This is a genomic window from Brevibacillus sp. NPDC058079, from assembly GCF_042885155.1.
Lineage (GTDB): Bacteria > Bacillota > Bacilli > Brevibacillales > Brevibacillaceae > Brevibacillus.
In genome coordinates this window covers 1,343,865-1,360,863 of record NZ_JBHVSO010000001.1, presented here as the reverse complement: position 1 = coordinate 1,360,863, position 16,999 = coordinate 1,343,865, and the positions used below count along the sequence as shown (strand labels likewise).

At 46.3% G+C, this 16,999-nt stretch carries 3 protein-coding genes; all 3 read left to right on the top strand.

Annotated elements, in window-relative coordinates; genetic code table 11:
• The first annotated feature begins 27 nt into the window (after positions 1–27).
• Positions 28–708 (top strand): metallophosphoesterase family protein, encoded by a 681-nt coding sequence (locus ACFVS2_RS06075; RefSeq protein ID WP_390232195.1) that lies wholly within the window; start codon positions 28–30, stop codon positions 706–708.
• Positions 709–1,143: 435 nt separating this feature from the next.
• On the top strand, positions 1,144–1,458 hold the full coding sequence (locus ACFVS2_RS06070; RefSeq protein WP_390232192.1) for a hypothetical protein: 315 nt from the start codon (positions 1,144–1,146) through the stop codon (positions 1,456–1,458).
• A complete protein-coding gene (locus ACFVS2_RS06065; RefSeq protein WP_390232189.1) occupies positions 1,437–16,997 on the top strand; it encodes an amino acid adenylation domain-containing protein in 15,561 nt (5,186 codons plus the stop codon). The genes ACFVS2_RS06070 and ACFVS2_RS06065 overlap by 22 nt, the downstream gene beginning before the upstream one ends.
• Positions 16,998–16,999: the final 2 nt, after the last annotated feature.

The window sequence follows — 16,999 nt, the reverse complement described above, 5'->3', positions numbered from 1 at the left end:
CGCAGACGAGCGAAAGAAGGGTGTAGGATGAAAAGATTGTTGGCAATCAGCGATATTCATGGGGAATTGGAGAAACTGGAATCGTTGATGGAGCAAGTTCAGTACGATCCACAAAACGATCAATTGATCCTGCTAGGTGATTATGTAGACCGTGGACCAGAGTCGAAAGGAGTCGTCGACAAGGTAAAACAGCTCCATGCAGAAGGGGCAATCGTGTTGATGGGCAATCATGATCATATGATGGTTAAATCATTCGAGCAAGACCCTGTCTTTATCGAACGATGGTTCCGAAACGGCGCACAAAAGACGTTGGCGAGCTATGGTCATGCCGCAGCAGATACGGAGTCTGGCGCACCGGAGGCCTTGGAAATCACCTCTTCAGTCAAAGAGCATCTGGAATTTTTGGCTGGCTTGGACTGCTATTATGAAACCGATGATTATATTTTTGTTCACGGGGGTGTACATCCCGAGACTCCGGTTGCAGAGACTGACCCGTACCTGCTGATGTGGATACGTGATGAGTTCCATAAAGGCTACCAAGGTGAGAAGACCGTTGTTTTTGGTCACACGCCAACCAGTTCTTTGCACGGTAAACATGATGTGTTTTACGGTGAAAATAAAATCATCGGCATTGACGGAGGTGCCGTATTCGGCGGTCGTCTGCATTGCTTGGAGCTGCCCAGTCGAAAGGTTTACTCGGTAGAGTAATAGAACAAGAACGAAAGGCTTCCACCTCTCATTACAAAGAGCGGGTGAAAGCCTTTTTGATGTGCGTCAAGATAAGTTCAGAGTAATATTGTAATGAATTTTATTTAAATAAATTGCAAAAATTAATAATTAAAGGCTTGTCTTCTAATATTTGGGATAGTAAAATATTCCCAACTCACTCATATTCTTATTGTTTATCATCATATTAGCCCACGTGAATATTTGCAAATCAATGACCAATTTCCCCTGCCATACTCGCTGCAATGTGACCGTTACTCTAATTGTCGCTCTTATTCCACTCCCAGAAAAGACAAAAGAACCAGCCATTAAAAAAAAACTTTGAACGATACATTCATTCCTGGAAAAAGGTAAGAATCACCCATCTCATTATGGCGATGGTTTCTTACTGTTTAACACTTCAAGAAAAATCAATAAATGGAAATGAAAGTAAGTGGCGTATTTCTGGTCGCTGCATTGGCTGGATTTTGTTTCCGGGTAAAGGTTCCTAATATTCAGAATGGAATAGCTGTTTTCTTATTCCGGGTACCAGTCTATCTGCTACCCGGAAAAGAAAGCGGGGGACAGGCGATTCATACAACGAGTCACGGCTTGGGGAAATTCACTTCTCTTGTATACACGTGGGAAGCAAGAGGGAGCATTTGGAGTGGTTATGCTCACCAGGCAAGTGCTAGAAACTATCAAACACGGGACAAGGGAGGAACAACGCTTTGCATTTTGTTCAGACATTAGTAGAAGCGCTGGAATTGTGGAAGAACGAGGACCATAAAGGCGTTACCTTCATTTTGGGAGACCAGAATGAGGTGTTTGTTTCCTATAAAGAATTGTACGAAGAAGCCCTCGGTTATTTATTTGTCCTCCAAAAACACGGAATCAAGCCTGGTGATGAGGTCGTTTTTCAAATTGAGGATAGTAATCTCCGAACTTTTGTCTGCCTTTTTTGGGGATGCTTACTCGGTGGAATGATTGCTGTTCCTATCTCTGTAGGGGATAACGAAGAGCATCGTCTTAAGCTGTTAAAGGTTTGGCAGACATTAATCAATCCCTATCTGATTACGACGGACAGTGTCTGGAAACGACTGGAGGATTTCTTTAGTAAACACAACTACCTGACGGAATTGGAATCATTGAGGTCGAAGTCCTTCCTGCTTGATGAGACCGGGAAAAAAGAAGAGAAGGGCACAATCTACTACCCTTCTGCTGATCATGTGGCCTTTATTCAATTTTCATCTGGGTCTACAGGAGATCCGAAAGGGGTTACCCTGACACATGAAAACCTTGTCCATAATGTGCGTGCGATTAATAACAGACTTGGAACGATTGAGTCTGACTCATTCCTAAGCTGGATGCCCTTAACTCATGACATGGGGATGATCGGGTTCCATTTATCCCCGTTGTATGCAGGAGTTCAGCATTATTTTATTCATACCTCACTATTTATCAGGCGGCCTACGCTATGGCTGAAGAAAGTAAGCGAGCATAAAGCGACGATTTCTTCTTCTCCGAACTTTGGATATAAATATGTGTTGTCCAGGTTTAAACCGGAAGTGGCAGAAGAGTGGGATTTGTCTACGCTTCGCACGATTTTAAATGGAGCAGAACCCATTGCTTCAGAATTGATCCATCAGTTTTTAGATCAGATGAGCCCTTATGGATTGAAGAAAACGAGCATGCTCCCGTGCTACGGATTGGCTGAAGCCTCTGTGGGAGTAACGATTCCGGATCAGAACCTGCATTTTACAACGCTTTCTCTGGATCGTAGGTTTATCCAGGTAGGAAAGCCGATCAAGATGACAGATCAAACAAATCCAGATGCTCTCACACTGGTAGAAGTGGGTTACCCCATTGATTTTTGCGAGGTAAGAATATGTGATGACGAGGATCAAGATCTACCAAGCGATACTGTTGGCCATATCCAGATTAGAGGGAAGAATGTAACCGCTGGATACTACAACAACCCTGCTGCCACCGCAAATGTAATGACGGCTGACGGATGGCTCAGAACAGGGGATCTGGGTTTTATGCGAAAGGAACGTCTTGTCATTACGGGGCGTGCGAAAGACATCATCTTCGTGAATGGTCAAAACGTTTATCCGCATGATATTGAGCGGATTGCTGAAGAAGTCGAGGGAGTCGAGCTTGGGAAGGTCGTTGCCTGCGGGGTATTCAACGAGAAAAGCAAAGAAGAGGATATTTTTGTGTTTGTCCTTCATCGGAAAAGTGTAGACGAGTTCATTGCGCTTTCTAAGAAAGTGAAAACGCATTTGAACGAGCGAACCGGATGGAGAATAAGTGAGGTCTTGCCGATTCAGCGCATCCCCAAAACAACGAGTGGAAAAGTCGAACGATATAGAGTAGCTAGGGAGTATCAGTCTGGAGCATTTCACGATGTTTCCGAGGAAATGCAACGACGAATTACCGAACAGATAGAAGAGGATAGAACCGATAAATCCCCTCAATTGCGCGAAGAATTAGAAAAACAATTGCTTGCTATTTGCCGCGAAGTGCTTCAATCAGACAGATTGGGACCAAACGACAGTTATTTTGATGTAGGCGTGTCCTCTATGCAGTTGACCCAGTTAGCAGGGCGGATAGAAGAAGAGATGGGGATTACGTTGGCGGTAACAGATTTGTTTGCCTATCCGACGATTTCCAAGCTTTCTCACAGTCTCTTCCACGACGATCAAGCGACTGATCGCATAAAAGAGACAGATACGAGCCAACAGAAACAAAAGGATATCGCTATTATCGGGATTTCTTGTAAGTTCCCGCAGGCTCAGGATCTGGATCAATTTTGGCAAAACATCCGGGGGGGAAAGGATTGCATTCATGAGCTTCATGGACAGAGACGAAAGGACACAGAACAATATGTATCGCTGGTAAGAGGTGAACAGGGCAATCCTGCCCTTGTGGAGGGTGGTTATTTAGAGGAGATCGATAAGTTCGACTATTCTTTCTTCTCGATCACCCCGAAAGAAGCGAAGCTAATGGACCCCAACCAAAGGCTGTTCCTTGAAAATGCTTGGAATACGCTAGAGGATGCAGGCTATGGCGGGCACAAGCTTTCAGGGAAAAAAGTAGGGGTGTATGTCGGCTTCTCCAAGCTGGGATACGATTACGAACGCCTTTTGTCAGTGGTAAGTCCCAAGGATTTGCCCTCTTATGCAGTAGGCAACCTTCCTTCCATTATTGCAAGCCGCATTTCACACTTGCTTGATTTGCGCGGCCCTGCTGTCACCGTGGATACAGCCTGCTCTTCTTCCTTAGTTGCGGTTCATATGGCGTGCAAGGCTATCCAAAACGGTGAGTGTGAGATGGCATTATCAGGTGGAGTCAAAACCATCCTGTTGGCGCTGAAGGCTGGAATTGGAATGGAATCCTCCGACAACCGTTCAAGGGCGTTTGACGATCTATCTGATGGAACGGGTTGGGGTGAAGGAGTAGCTACTGTTCTGTTAAAACCTTTGGAAAAAGCCATCGAGGACGGGGATCACATCTATGCCGTGATTAAGGGAAGTGCTGTTAATCAAGACGGTGTTACTGTCGGGATTACCGCACCGAACTCACAGGCCCAGGCAGAATTGATCATAGACGCTTGGGAGGATGCGCAAGTCGACCCTGAAACGATTAGCTATATAGAGGCACATGGAACGGGAACAAAGCTGGGGGACCCCGTTGAGCTGGATGGAATTCAGAGAGCATTCCGACAATATACAGAGAAGAAACAGTTTTGTGGAATCGGTACTGTCAAAGCGAATATTGGACATTTATATGAAGCAGCGGGAATTGCTGGTTTGATTAAGGCTGCTTTGCAGTTAAAGCACAAAGAACTGCCGGCCCTCGTCCATTTCCAGAAACCGAATCGGAATTTCGCATTTGAAAAGTCGCCAGTCTATGTGCAAAACAGACTGGAAAAATGGGAAACAGATGGACATCCGAGGAGATGCGGGGTTAGTTCGTTTGGGTTTAGCGGGACCAATAGCCACGTTATCTTGGAAGAATATGTGCCAGTTAATGAAACGGAGATGACAGTTTCAGATGAGGTGCAAGTGTTTACCTTGTCGACCAAATCCGAGTCAGCCCTTCAACGTCTGATTCAAAAATATCGGGAGTTTCTTTCTTCTAGTGGCCCGCTTTCTCTGTCTGATTTGTGCTATACAGCAAATACCGGAAGAGAAATGCTTCCCTATCGGATTGCGCTCATTTTGCATAGTCGCAGTGATTTCGAACAAAAGCTCGACCGATTGGCGGTTCGGCTTGAAAATGACCGAGATGTTTTTGTCTTCTCACCTGGTAAAAAGCGCGTTCCAGAAGAAACCGTTCATCTGTTGAGTCAATCCGCTCGGGATGTGCAGGAAAAGTACCACACGGCGAGTACTGAGATGAAGTATTCGTATGCAGCGACATTATGCGACTTGTATGTACAGGGAGCTACGGTTGACTGGGATGCGTTCTACAGAGATGGCAAAAAGAGAAGAAAAATGCCATTGCCGGTTTATCCTTTCGATCAGTATCGCTCTTGGATTACAGATGATGTGATCACCATCATTCCAGAACAGATGAATACTATAAGCGGAAACAGAGGTGCTACTGTGTCAGAGATAGGAACTGCGCCAATCGCAAAAGTTCTGAAAGAGTTGGTTCATCATGCTTCAGGTTTTGCTGTAGAAGAAATTGATCCATCCCTTCATTTTCTGGAGCTAGGCTTGGATTCTATTATGCTCGTACAAATCAATCGTGAAATTCAGGAAAAGTTTGGTGTGGTTATTCCGGCCCAAGAGTTGTTTGAAACTATTACTAGCGTTGATAAGCTAGCAGCGCACATTGCTCTGGAGCTATCCAGTAGCCCCACTGTTGCTTCTGCCAAACAAATGGAATGGATGGCAATCGAGCAACCGATAGCAAACGTAGTTGTGGAACAGAATGACGCTCAGAATATTCAACAGTCAGAGCCGAGAGAACTAACCATGAAAATGCCAGTCTCGAGAAGCACAGGGGCGGTTGAAACCATTATCGAAAAGCAGATTTCGCTCTTGTCTGAACACCAAAACCAAATGGCTACGCTGTTACAAAAACAATTGGAGCTATTGAATCAAGAACAAAGCTTTGTACCAAAGCAACAAGCTGAATCTGCGCCTGTTGCTCCCGAGAGCAAAAAACTCGAAGGTAAACCACCCGCCAAGGGGAATGAAGAGGAACGCCAGAAGCCATTTATACCGTATCAGCCATTGATGATCGGTGAACGAGGCAATTTTACACCGACACAAAGAGAGTATCTAAACGCATTCATTCAAAGCTATACGGAAAAGACAAAGCACTCCAAGAAGTATACGCAAGAGCACCGATTTGTTCATGCCAACAATCGCAATGTGTCTGGATTCCGTTCGTATTGGAAGGAAATGGTCTATCCGATCATTACACAAGCATCAGCTGGTTCAAAAATGTGGGATCTAGATGGAAATGAATATGTCGATCTGACGATGGGTTTCGGTGTAAACCTGCTCGGTCATAATCCCGCATTTATCATGAAAAAGCTGGAGGAGCAGATTCAATCAGATCTGCCTCCACTTGGTCCTATGTCGGATGTAGCTGGAAGGGTAGCAGATTTAATCAGCGAGTTAACAGGAGTAGAGCGTGTCGCCTTTTACAATTCGGGGACAGAGGCAGTAATGGTGGCACTTCGCTTGGCCAGAGCCGTTACAGGCCGTTCGAAAATCGCATTATTCTCCGGCTCCTATCACGGTACATTTGACGGGGTTCTGACGGTTGCTGATCCTGAGTCCCAGGACGGGAAGGCCATACCAATGGCACCGGGTATTACGCAGCATACGGTGGATGACGTCCTGGTCTTAAACTACAACCATCCAAAATCAATCGAGCTGATCAAAAAACACGCCCATGAACTGGCCGCAGTATTAGTTGAGCCTGTTCAAAGCCGACGTCCAGATCTGCAGCCAGTGGAATTCTTGAAGGAAGTCAGAGAGATTACAAGCCAATCAGGCACTGCCCTTATTTTTGACGAAATCATTACGGGATTCCGCATACATCTTGGTGGCGCACAGGCGTGGTATGGAATAGAAGCAGACCTCGTTACGTATGGGAAAGTTCCGGGTGGTGGCATGCCGATCGGTGTTGTAGCTGGTAAAGCTGCGTTCATGGATGCAGTAGATGGGGGCACCTGGAATTTTGGAGATCATTCTTACCCGGTAAATGCCGAGAAAAAGACGTTTGTGGGCGGAACGTTTTGTACGCATCCACTGACGATGCATGCAGCGATCGCTACACTGGAATATTTGAAAGAACAGGGGCCGAAGCTTCAGGAAGCGTTGACCCAAAAGACCCTCAACTTGGTAGAAACACTTAACGCGTATTTTAAGAGCGAGCAGATTCCAATCCAGATGATCAATTGCGGTTCCTTGTTCCGCTTCGTATCGTTTACCGATATAGAATTGTTCTTCTATCACCTGATCAGCAAGGGCATTTATATATGGGAGGGCAGAAATTGCTTCCTTTCCACTGCCCACACGGATGAGGATATCGAGAGACTGATTCATGCGGTGAAGGAAAGTATTGATGATCTGAGACGAGGAGGTTTTTTGCCGGAGCCACCCCCAACTTCTCCGAATGGTGGACGGAAACAAAATCAAGTCGTCGAAATGACAAACTTTACGAGACGGGATGGGCAAAAGCCAGAGGCAACGCTTGTGGAAAGCGTGGGGGAACAACTGAGGCTTCCTCTTAGCCCTGAACAGAAACAAATGTGGTTTGCAGTCAAATATCGCGTGGAAGCATCTGCAGCTTTTAACGAGACGATCTCCCTTCAGGTGGAAGGTGAGCTTGATATCCCTGTGTTTGAGCAGGCTGTCCAAGCCATGGTGGATCGCCATGAAGCGTTGCGAACCATCATTGATTCCAACGGAGAGTATCAGATGGTACTGCCCAAGAGAGACATACGTGTTCGATTCGTGGATTTGAGCCACCTTTCGTCTGAGGAACAGGAAGAAAAAAGGAATCAGCTGTTGGATGAACAAACAGGCGCACCATTTGAACTGTCTTCTGAGGAGCCCCTGTATCGGGTAAGTGTCATCAAGCTGGCTACCGCCAAATTCCTGACTTCCTACACCTTCCATCACATGATTGCGGATGGGTGGTCCATGGCTGTTTTTATAAAAGAGCTGGATGATATCTACTCGGCCCTTACACAGAGACGAGTAATATCGCTCGAGCCTTCTACACCGTTTTCTACTTACCGAAACTGGCAAGAAGATCAGATGCAAAATCCAGCGTTTCAGGATGCGCTCACGTACTGGAACGAAAAATTCGCTGATCCAATCCCCAAGCTCGTTTTTCCTTTAGAGCAACGAGAAACGGGAAAGCCATCTTTTACAGGCGAGCGTATTACCTTCAAGATCGACAGTAACATCACAAGGAAGGCAAGAAAAAGAAGCATTCAAAACAAGAACAGTCTGTTTATTACCTTACTGGCTTCTTTTAACCTCTTCCTTCATCGTATTCTTGGAAATAGAAAAATGGTTGTTGCGATTCCTACTGCAGGTCAATCCCATATCGGCAAAATGTCCTTGATCGGAAACTGCGTCAATCTGTTGCCGGTTTGCACGGAGATTGACGGCAATGATACGGCTGCGGATTATTTGTCCCGAGTGAAACAAGCGGTTGCGGAGATGGAAAAGCATCAAGCCTACTCCTTTGCAGCATTAGCTGAGAATTTGCCGCATCAGAACTTGCCAGAGCTCTCTGTGCTGTTCAATATGGACCGACCGCTGCACAACCTGACTTTCGCTCAAATGAAGGCTACGCTGTTGCCCAATCGGATCATTTACAGCAAGTACGATCTTTTTGTAAACGTGACAGAAGTGGGCGGAGAGCTTGTGGTGGACGTGGATGCACGAAGCGGGATAGTAACCACGGAGGTTCTTCGCCAGTGGGGCACCTACTTTGCCAATCTTTTGCATCGTATTGCAGAAGACGATCAGGAAAAAATTCATGCACTATCGCTTTTACAGCCCAACGAGTTGGAAAGCATGATACGCGAATCCAGTGGCAACCTGGGCAAATATGCAGCGGAATGGACAGAATTATTGCAGGATGTGCCAGATGATCGAGTAGGACGAGCTTCCCTCTATGTCCTGGATCAGTATCAGCAATTGGCCCCTGTGGGTGCGGTCGGACAGGTGTATATGGCTGATGGGGGATTCGAGCATGCAGACCCGTCTCATTGGCAGCGAACAACGAAAACTGCTGTGCCGCTAGGAAATGGAGAAATCCAAATTATCCATTCATCCGATCGACTTGCAGGGCAAAGAAGTACGATAGGCAGAGAAGTAGAGCCAGCTGGAACGGCGACCGAAGAGACCATTAGAGTCATTTGGCAAGAAATCTTGGGAAGCTCCCCGATGTATTTGGATGATAATTTTTTTGAACAAGGCGGGAACTCCTTACAAGCGACTGTCATGCTCAGCAGAATCTACAAGGAATGCCACGTGCAAATTCCTTTGCATCAAATTTTTCAATCGCAGACGATACGTGAATTAGCCAAATATGTAGACTCGTCCAAGCATCAAGCTTTTACACCCATTCGCTCATGCGAGTTGCAGCCATACTATAAGTCTTCTTCCGCACAGAAAAGAATGTACATCCTCCAAGGTCTGGATGGGGGAACCGCCTATAACCTATCCGGCTACTTACAATTGGATGGGGAACTGGAACTTGATCGTCTGATTCACTCTTTGCAGCAGGTTGTACAAAGGCACGAGTCTTTCCGAACCTACTTTGTGATCAGAGATAATGAAGTCGTTCAAGTTTTACATGACGATCTGCCATTGGATATTGAGGTCGAACAATTGGCCGAAGAGGATGTAAATGAGGCGATTCGCACCTTTATCCAGCCATTTGATCTCAGCAAAGCACCGCTTATTCGGGCGAAAATCTTCCAAGTGTCAGCCAAACGCTTCATTGTGGCTGTGGACATGCATCACATTATTTCGGACGGCTATTCGGTATCTCTGTTTATCCGTGAGCTGCTCCATACGTATAGAGGAGAATCACTGCCTGAGTTCGGCGTGACGTATAAAGATTTCGTGACATGGGAGCAAGAGAGGGAGCAGTCCGAACAGCTCTTGGCTCAAAAGGATTACTGGCTTGAGCAATTTAGCCAAGGAGAACTTCCGGTATTGAAGCTACCCATTGATTACCAAAGACCGCCGGTTCAATCCTTTGAAGGTGACCGCTTGACGATGGGGATCGGTGAGGAAGTCAGGAAGCAGTTACTCCAATTGGCTAGGGAAACTGATACGACCTTGTACATGGTATTGCTTGCTGCTTACAATGTACTGCTTTATCGATACACAGGGCAGGAGGAGCTGATTGTCGGTTCTGCTGTGGCGGGAAGACAACACCCTGATTTGGAACGAATGATGGGCATGTTTGTAAATACGTTGGCCATCCGAAACTATCCGACAGGAAGCAAGACCTTTACGGATTTCCTGAAAGAAGTGAAAAATCAAGCCATACGTGCCTTTGAAAATCAGGAGTACCCGTTTGAAAAACTGGTTGATGCTCTTCAATTAAACAAAGATTTGAGCCGCAATCCTCTATTTGATACCATGTTTGATTACCATTATGAATCCTTTGACGACGTGGCCTCAGATGATTTCAACGTCACGACGTATGAATATCCAAAAGGTGTGTCCCTCTTTGATCTCAGTCTTGATGTCCATGACGATGGGACAACGCTCACTTGCCAATTTGATTACAGCACTCATCTGTTTAAACGCGATACGGTTGAGCGTATGGCTAATCACTTTGCCAAGATTCTTCACTCCATTCTGCAGTCTAATGAGAGTTGCCTAGCTGATTTGGAGTACTTGTCCAGCGAGGACGTCAAGCAGGTTGTTGCCGACTTTAATCAAGCGAGAAAGCAAATACCCGCTCCTCTCTATCCAACGTTTTATGAATGGTTTGAGGCAGAAGCAATACGCCATGCAGAGCAAGTCGCTGTCTCTTACGGGGAAGAGCAGATCAGATATCAGGATCTCAATGCAAAAGCAAACCGTCTGGCCCGAACGCTTCGTGATCAGGGTGTAAAACCAAATAGCTCCGTTGCGATTTTGGCAGAACGCTCGATTAACATGGTCGTCGCTGTTCTGGCTGTCATGAAGGCGGGTGGAGCCTATGTTCCGATTGATCCTCAGTATCCAAAGGACCGCATTTCGTTCATGCTGGAAGATAGTCAGGCAAAGGTCATGCTGGTCAATCAAAATGGACAGAGCGGAATAGACTTCAGCGGCGCCATTATCGATCTGGACGTAGAGGCCAGTTACAGGGAGGATTCGTCCAATCTCGACGCCATCTCTGGACCGAGCGATCTCGCTTATATCATCTATACGTCCGGCACTACTGGCAAACCCAAAGGGGTCATGATCGAGCATCGCAATCTGGTGAGTGTAGCCAATACATGGCGCTATGAGTATGAACTAGAACAGATGAATGTGAATCTCTTGCAGATGGCGAGTTTCTCTTTTGACGTGTTTGCAGGGGATTTGTGCAGAGCCCTGCTGCATGGTGGACATCTGGTGATTTGTCCAAGTGATGTAAGAATTGATCTTCCGGCACTATATCAGTGGTTGACCCGGTATGAAATTTCTTTGTTTGAATCGACACCTGCTCTTGTTCTTCCTTTTATGGAGTACATTTATCAAAATGGATTGCCGCTCACTCATCTGAAACTGCTGATTCTTGGTTCGGATACATGCCAAAGTGAAGCGTTTGTCCGCTTGGTCGAGCGTTTCGGGCAGATCAAAATCATCAATAGCTATGGTGTTACGGAGGCTGCTATTGATTCCAGCTACTTCGAAATGGCTGGCGATACCGAAATGACAACCGGAAATGTTCCGATCGGAAAACCGCTGCAAAACACAGAATTTTATGTGTTGGATTCCCAATGGCGGTCACAGCCGGTGGGCGTGTACGGAGAACTATATATCGGAGGAGCAGGTGTTGCGCGTGGTTATCTGAACCGAGAGGAATTAACCCGCGAGCGCTTCATCCAAAACCCTTTCCGTCCTGGCGAGACCATGTATAAGACCGGCGATATTGTGCGCTGGCTGGCAGATGGAAATATGGAGTTTGTTGGTCGTTCGGACTACCAATTGAAGATTCGTGGATTCCGTGTGGAGCTGGGCGAAGTCGAAAATCAACTGTTACGGCATGAAAAGGTTCGCAATGCCATTGTGCTCCCGAAGACAAGGGGAGATGAATCCGTTGTATTGTGCGCTTATTACACGACGGATGAGGAAGTAAGTACATCCGAAATCAAGGGCTTTTTAGCCGATTCCCTGCCTGAGTTCATGGTGCCAACCTTTATCATCCAATTGGCAGAGTTGCCTGTGACGCCAAACGGCAAAATCGATCGTAATGCATTGCCTGAACCCGATCTTTCTAAGCTGGTTTCTGAGGAATATGTAGAGCCTGCGACGGAAAATGAAAGAAAACTTGCAGGAATATGGCAAGAGGTCTTGGGGATCGAGCGAGTCGGCGCTCTGGATCGATTCTTTGAAATCGGTGGACATTCGCTGCATGCCGCCATTCTTCTTGCCAAAGTGAACAAGGAGTGGCAGGTAGAAATTCCGCTGCGAGCTGTTTTCCAAAATCCTACCGTCAGAAGTTTTGCCCACGTCATTTCTGAATCGACACAGGCCGAAAAGCCTTTGATTCAAGCAGTTGGAAAGCAAGAGAATTATGAGCTCTCTCCTTCGCAAAAAAGGATTTTTACGGTTCAATCACTCGATGAAGAGAGTGTGGCCTATAACATGGCAGGCGCTCTGGTTCTTTCCGGGCAGCTGGATTCTGCGGCATTGGAAAACGCATTCCAGTCTCTCATCCAAAGGCATGAAGCGTTCCGTACGTCCTTCGACTACGTAAATGGTGAGCCTAAACAATTTGTCCATGACTCTGTCCGTTTTGCCATCGATCAGGCTCACGCAGAGGACAGTCCTGAGCGTATAGAAAATCTCATACGGACGTTCATTCAACCATTCGATCTGAGCCAGGCACCATTATTGCGAGTCAAGCTGGTCAAACTGGTTGAGGACAAGCATTTGCTCCTGATCGACATGCACCACATCATAGCAGATGGAACATCGGTGAGCATTGTGATTGATGAGTTGAATCAACTGTATAACGGACGAAATCCAGAACCACTTACCATTCAGTACAAGGATTATTCGGCTTGGTTGAAACAGATCAAGACGACGGGCCAGTCGCATAGGCAGGAGAAGTTCTGGATAGATGAATACAGCGGGGAACTACCTGTCATGAATCTGCCTACGGACTATCAGCGACCGCAGTTTCAAAGTTTTGAAGGGGGTACGGTCGAAAGCGAGATTGAGGCGGATGTATCCCGTAGATTGCACGACTTGGCGAAGGAAGCAAACGTAACGGTCTTTTCCATTCTATTGGCCGCGTACAACGTTTTGCTGTCCAAATATACCGGGCAAGAGGACATTGTTGTAGGAACTCCAGTCGCAGGACGTACCCACACCGATGTTCAAAATGTAGTGGGGATGTTTGTAAATACGCTTGCACTGCGAAATTATCCAGCAGGCACCAAAACGTTCCGCGAGTTTGTCCAAGAGCTAAGTGAGAAGTCACTACTGGCGTTTGAACATCAGGATTATCCATTGGAAGACTTGGTAGAAAAGCTTCAAGTTCGACGTGACCCAAGCAGAAATCCGTTGTTTGACACCATGTTCTCCTATGACAATGTGGCAGATACGGCCTTTGACTGGAACAGGGTAGAGGTCAGCCTTTATCCATTCCAAACGAAAATATCCAAGTTAGACATCGTCATGAATGTCGAGACGAGAAATGAAAGCTTTTTTGTGGAGTGCGAATATAGCACCAGCCTATTTAAGCCTGAAACGATGGAGCGTTTTATCAACCATTTTACCAACGTACTGCGGCAGGTAGCTGTTAACATGGAAATTCTTGTTGGCGAGATTGACCTCATGCCTACGGAAGAAGTGCAGTTATTGGAGAAGCTCAGCAATGATACGAAGCGAGAGTATCCTGTGGTACAACCGATCCATGTTTCCATCGAGGAGTCAGCCAGACTTTATCCAAATCGAATTGCCGTTTCCTATCAAGGCTCAACAATCACTTACCAGCAATTGAACGAGAAAGCCAATGCAGTCGCTTCTGATCTGCTGAAACGCGGTATAGGAAAAGGCAAGTATGTACCTGTCCTTATGGAAAGAAGTCTGGAATTGGTCATTTCGTTATTGGGTGTAATGAAGACGGGAGCAGCGTTTTCACCACTGGACATTCAGTGGCCTGTCGATCGACTCCAGTCTGTTATTGCCGAGCTGGGTAGCGAGTTCGTATTCGTAGAATCTGACCATACTTTTACGGAAACGGATTTGGGAGCGAAATTGGTTGCGATTGATCTGGGGCACCTGACAACGGAAGCCGAAAATCCTAATCTGTCCGTATCGCCGGAAGACCCCATCTATGTCATTTTTACTTCTGGCTCAACAGGCAAACCAAAAGGAGTCGTCGTACCGCATAGAGGGATTGTCAACCGCTTTAACTGGATGGATGATTACTTTGGACAAGACGCAGCGCAATCTGTCCTTCAGACTACCAACCATGTATATGACAGTGCTATTTGGCAATTCTTCTGGCCGCTGACCAATGGCGGAAAAACGGTCTTGCCTACTACAGGGATGACTGTCTCGGCTGATTACATGGCTGGAATCATAGAAGACGAACAAATTACCTTAACTGATTTCGTCCCATCTGTCTTTAATGTGATCGTAAATCAGTTAGCTGAAAATCTCGAACTGCAGGGCAAATTACAATCGCTTAAAAAGATCATTATCGGCGGCGAGGAAATCGTTCCGTCCACAGTTTCCAAATTCCTGAAAATATTCCAGTATGTATCACCGACGAATTTGTATGGCCCGACAGAAGCAAGTATCGGATGCATTGCCTATCAAATTACGGGAGAGGAAGATCGCATCCCGATTGGAAAACCGATATTCAACACGAAAATCCTTCTACTCGATGCGTACGGAAAACGAGTGCCGATAGGTGTCCCTGGAGAAATCTACATCTCAGGCATGCCGCTTGGACTAGGTTATCTGCATAACGAGGAGCTAACGAGACAGAGCTTTGTCGATAATCCATACGCGGAACCAGGCTATGAAAAAATGTATAAGACAGGGGATTTGGCTGTCTATTTACCTGATGGAAATATCCATTTCCTGGGCAGAAGGGATTTCCAGATTAAAATCAGGGGATATCGAATCGAGCCAGGGGAAATTGAAAGCAAGCTGCTTTCGCTAGAACAGGTAAAAGAAGCAATCGTTATCGCCAGAGAAGAAGAAAATGGAACCAAGTATTTATGCGCGTATATTGTGACAGAGCATGAGCTTGCGGCTGACGAGTGGAGAGACCTGCTCGCTAAAGATTTGCCCGATTACATGATCCCGTCTTTCTTCGTTCGACTAGACGCTATGCCGATTACCGCTGTTGGAAAAGTGGATCGGAAAAAGCTCCCTCTTCCTGATCGCTCCCTCTTGGTGGAGGAACACATCGTCGAGCCGTCCGATGAACAGGAACAGATCATGGTCTCCATCTGGAAGGATGTGCTGGGGCTTGCGCAAGTAAGTGTGACCCACAATTTCTTTGAGATTGGGGGAGACTCTATTAAAGCTCTTCAGATGATAGCGAGATTGAGGAATCATGGGTATGAGCTTCGATTGAAAGACTTGTTCCAAAACCCACGTATTCGCAGTGCAGCAAGATATCTTCAGACGCTGACCAGACAAATTGATCAAGGGCCTGTAATGGGAGCAGTAGCATTGACACCGATCCAGATGAACTTCTTTGAACAAAACCATCAGAACCCGCATCATTACAATCAATCTGTCATGTTGTTCAGTGAAGCTGGCTTTGATTCAGAACTGGTTCAACAAGCATTTATGAGGCTGATTGAGCATCATGATGCTTTGCGAATGAAATTCCAATTGAACGAGTCAGACATTGTGCAGGAACATCGGGAACTTGACGAGTGCTTGGTACCCATTCTGATCAGGGAGTTCTCGGCTCAAAACGTAGTGGAGATGGAGCAAGCTGCGCAGCTCATACAGGAAGGGATCGATCTGACGGATACTGCGTTGGTAAATCTCGGCCTTTTCCGAACAGAGGCAGGAGATCACTTGTTAATCGTGATTCATCATCTCGTTGTCGATGGTGTCTCATGGCGGATTCTTTTAGAAGATTTCCATACAGTGTATGCCTCCTTGCTGCAGAAAGAAGAGCCTGCTTTGCCTATGAAAACCGATTCCTATCAAACGTGGTCAGAAGAAGTGCAAAAATATGCGCGGGGAAGCGAGATTCAACAGGAAATCGAATATTGGAAGCAGGTCGAGGAAATGCCATTCTCTCCTCTGGCAAAGGCAGAAACGATTGAAGCACCGCTTATGCAAGATACAACAGATGTCACCATCGAGCTGGAAGAAGCTTACACAGAAAAGCTGCTGAAGCAGAGCCACCAGGCTTATAACACGGAAGTGAATGATTTATTGCTTACGGCGTTGGGCTTGACAGTAAAAGTGTGGGCGGGGATAGATCATGTGCTCGTCAATCTGGAGGGACATGGCAGAGAAGAGATCGTGAAGGGCATCGATATTTCACGCACCGTCGGATGGTTTACTGCCCAGTATCCATTCGTACTGGATATGAGCCGATCGGAATCGCTTGGCTACCAGATCAAAATGGTGAAAGACAACCTGCGACGTGTGCCGAACAAAGGTATTGGATACAGCATTTTACAGTATCTGTCTGCAAGACAAGCCGATGTTCCGCTAACGTTCCAAGTAAAGCCTGAGATCAGTTTTAACTACTTGGGTCAGTTCGATACAGACCTAGAATCGGGAAGCATGACGACTTCCTCCCTTTCACCGGGCCGAGAAATCAGCCCAACCGCCATTCGATCCTTTGCGCTTGATGTGAATGGAATGGTGGTGAATCGCAAGCTGACACTTACTTTTACGTATCATCGTGAAGAGTTTGAAGAAGGAACCATTCAGCGCCTCGTGGATGCCTACCGAGAAAAGATCGTAGAAATCATTACGCACTGCTTATCGAAAGAGTCAGTCGAGCAAAGCCCAACAGATTTCACATACGATGAGCTGTCCATTGAGGAATTAGATCATCTTTCCCAACTGCTGGGTGAAAAAATTCAATGATA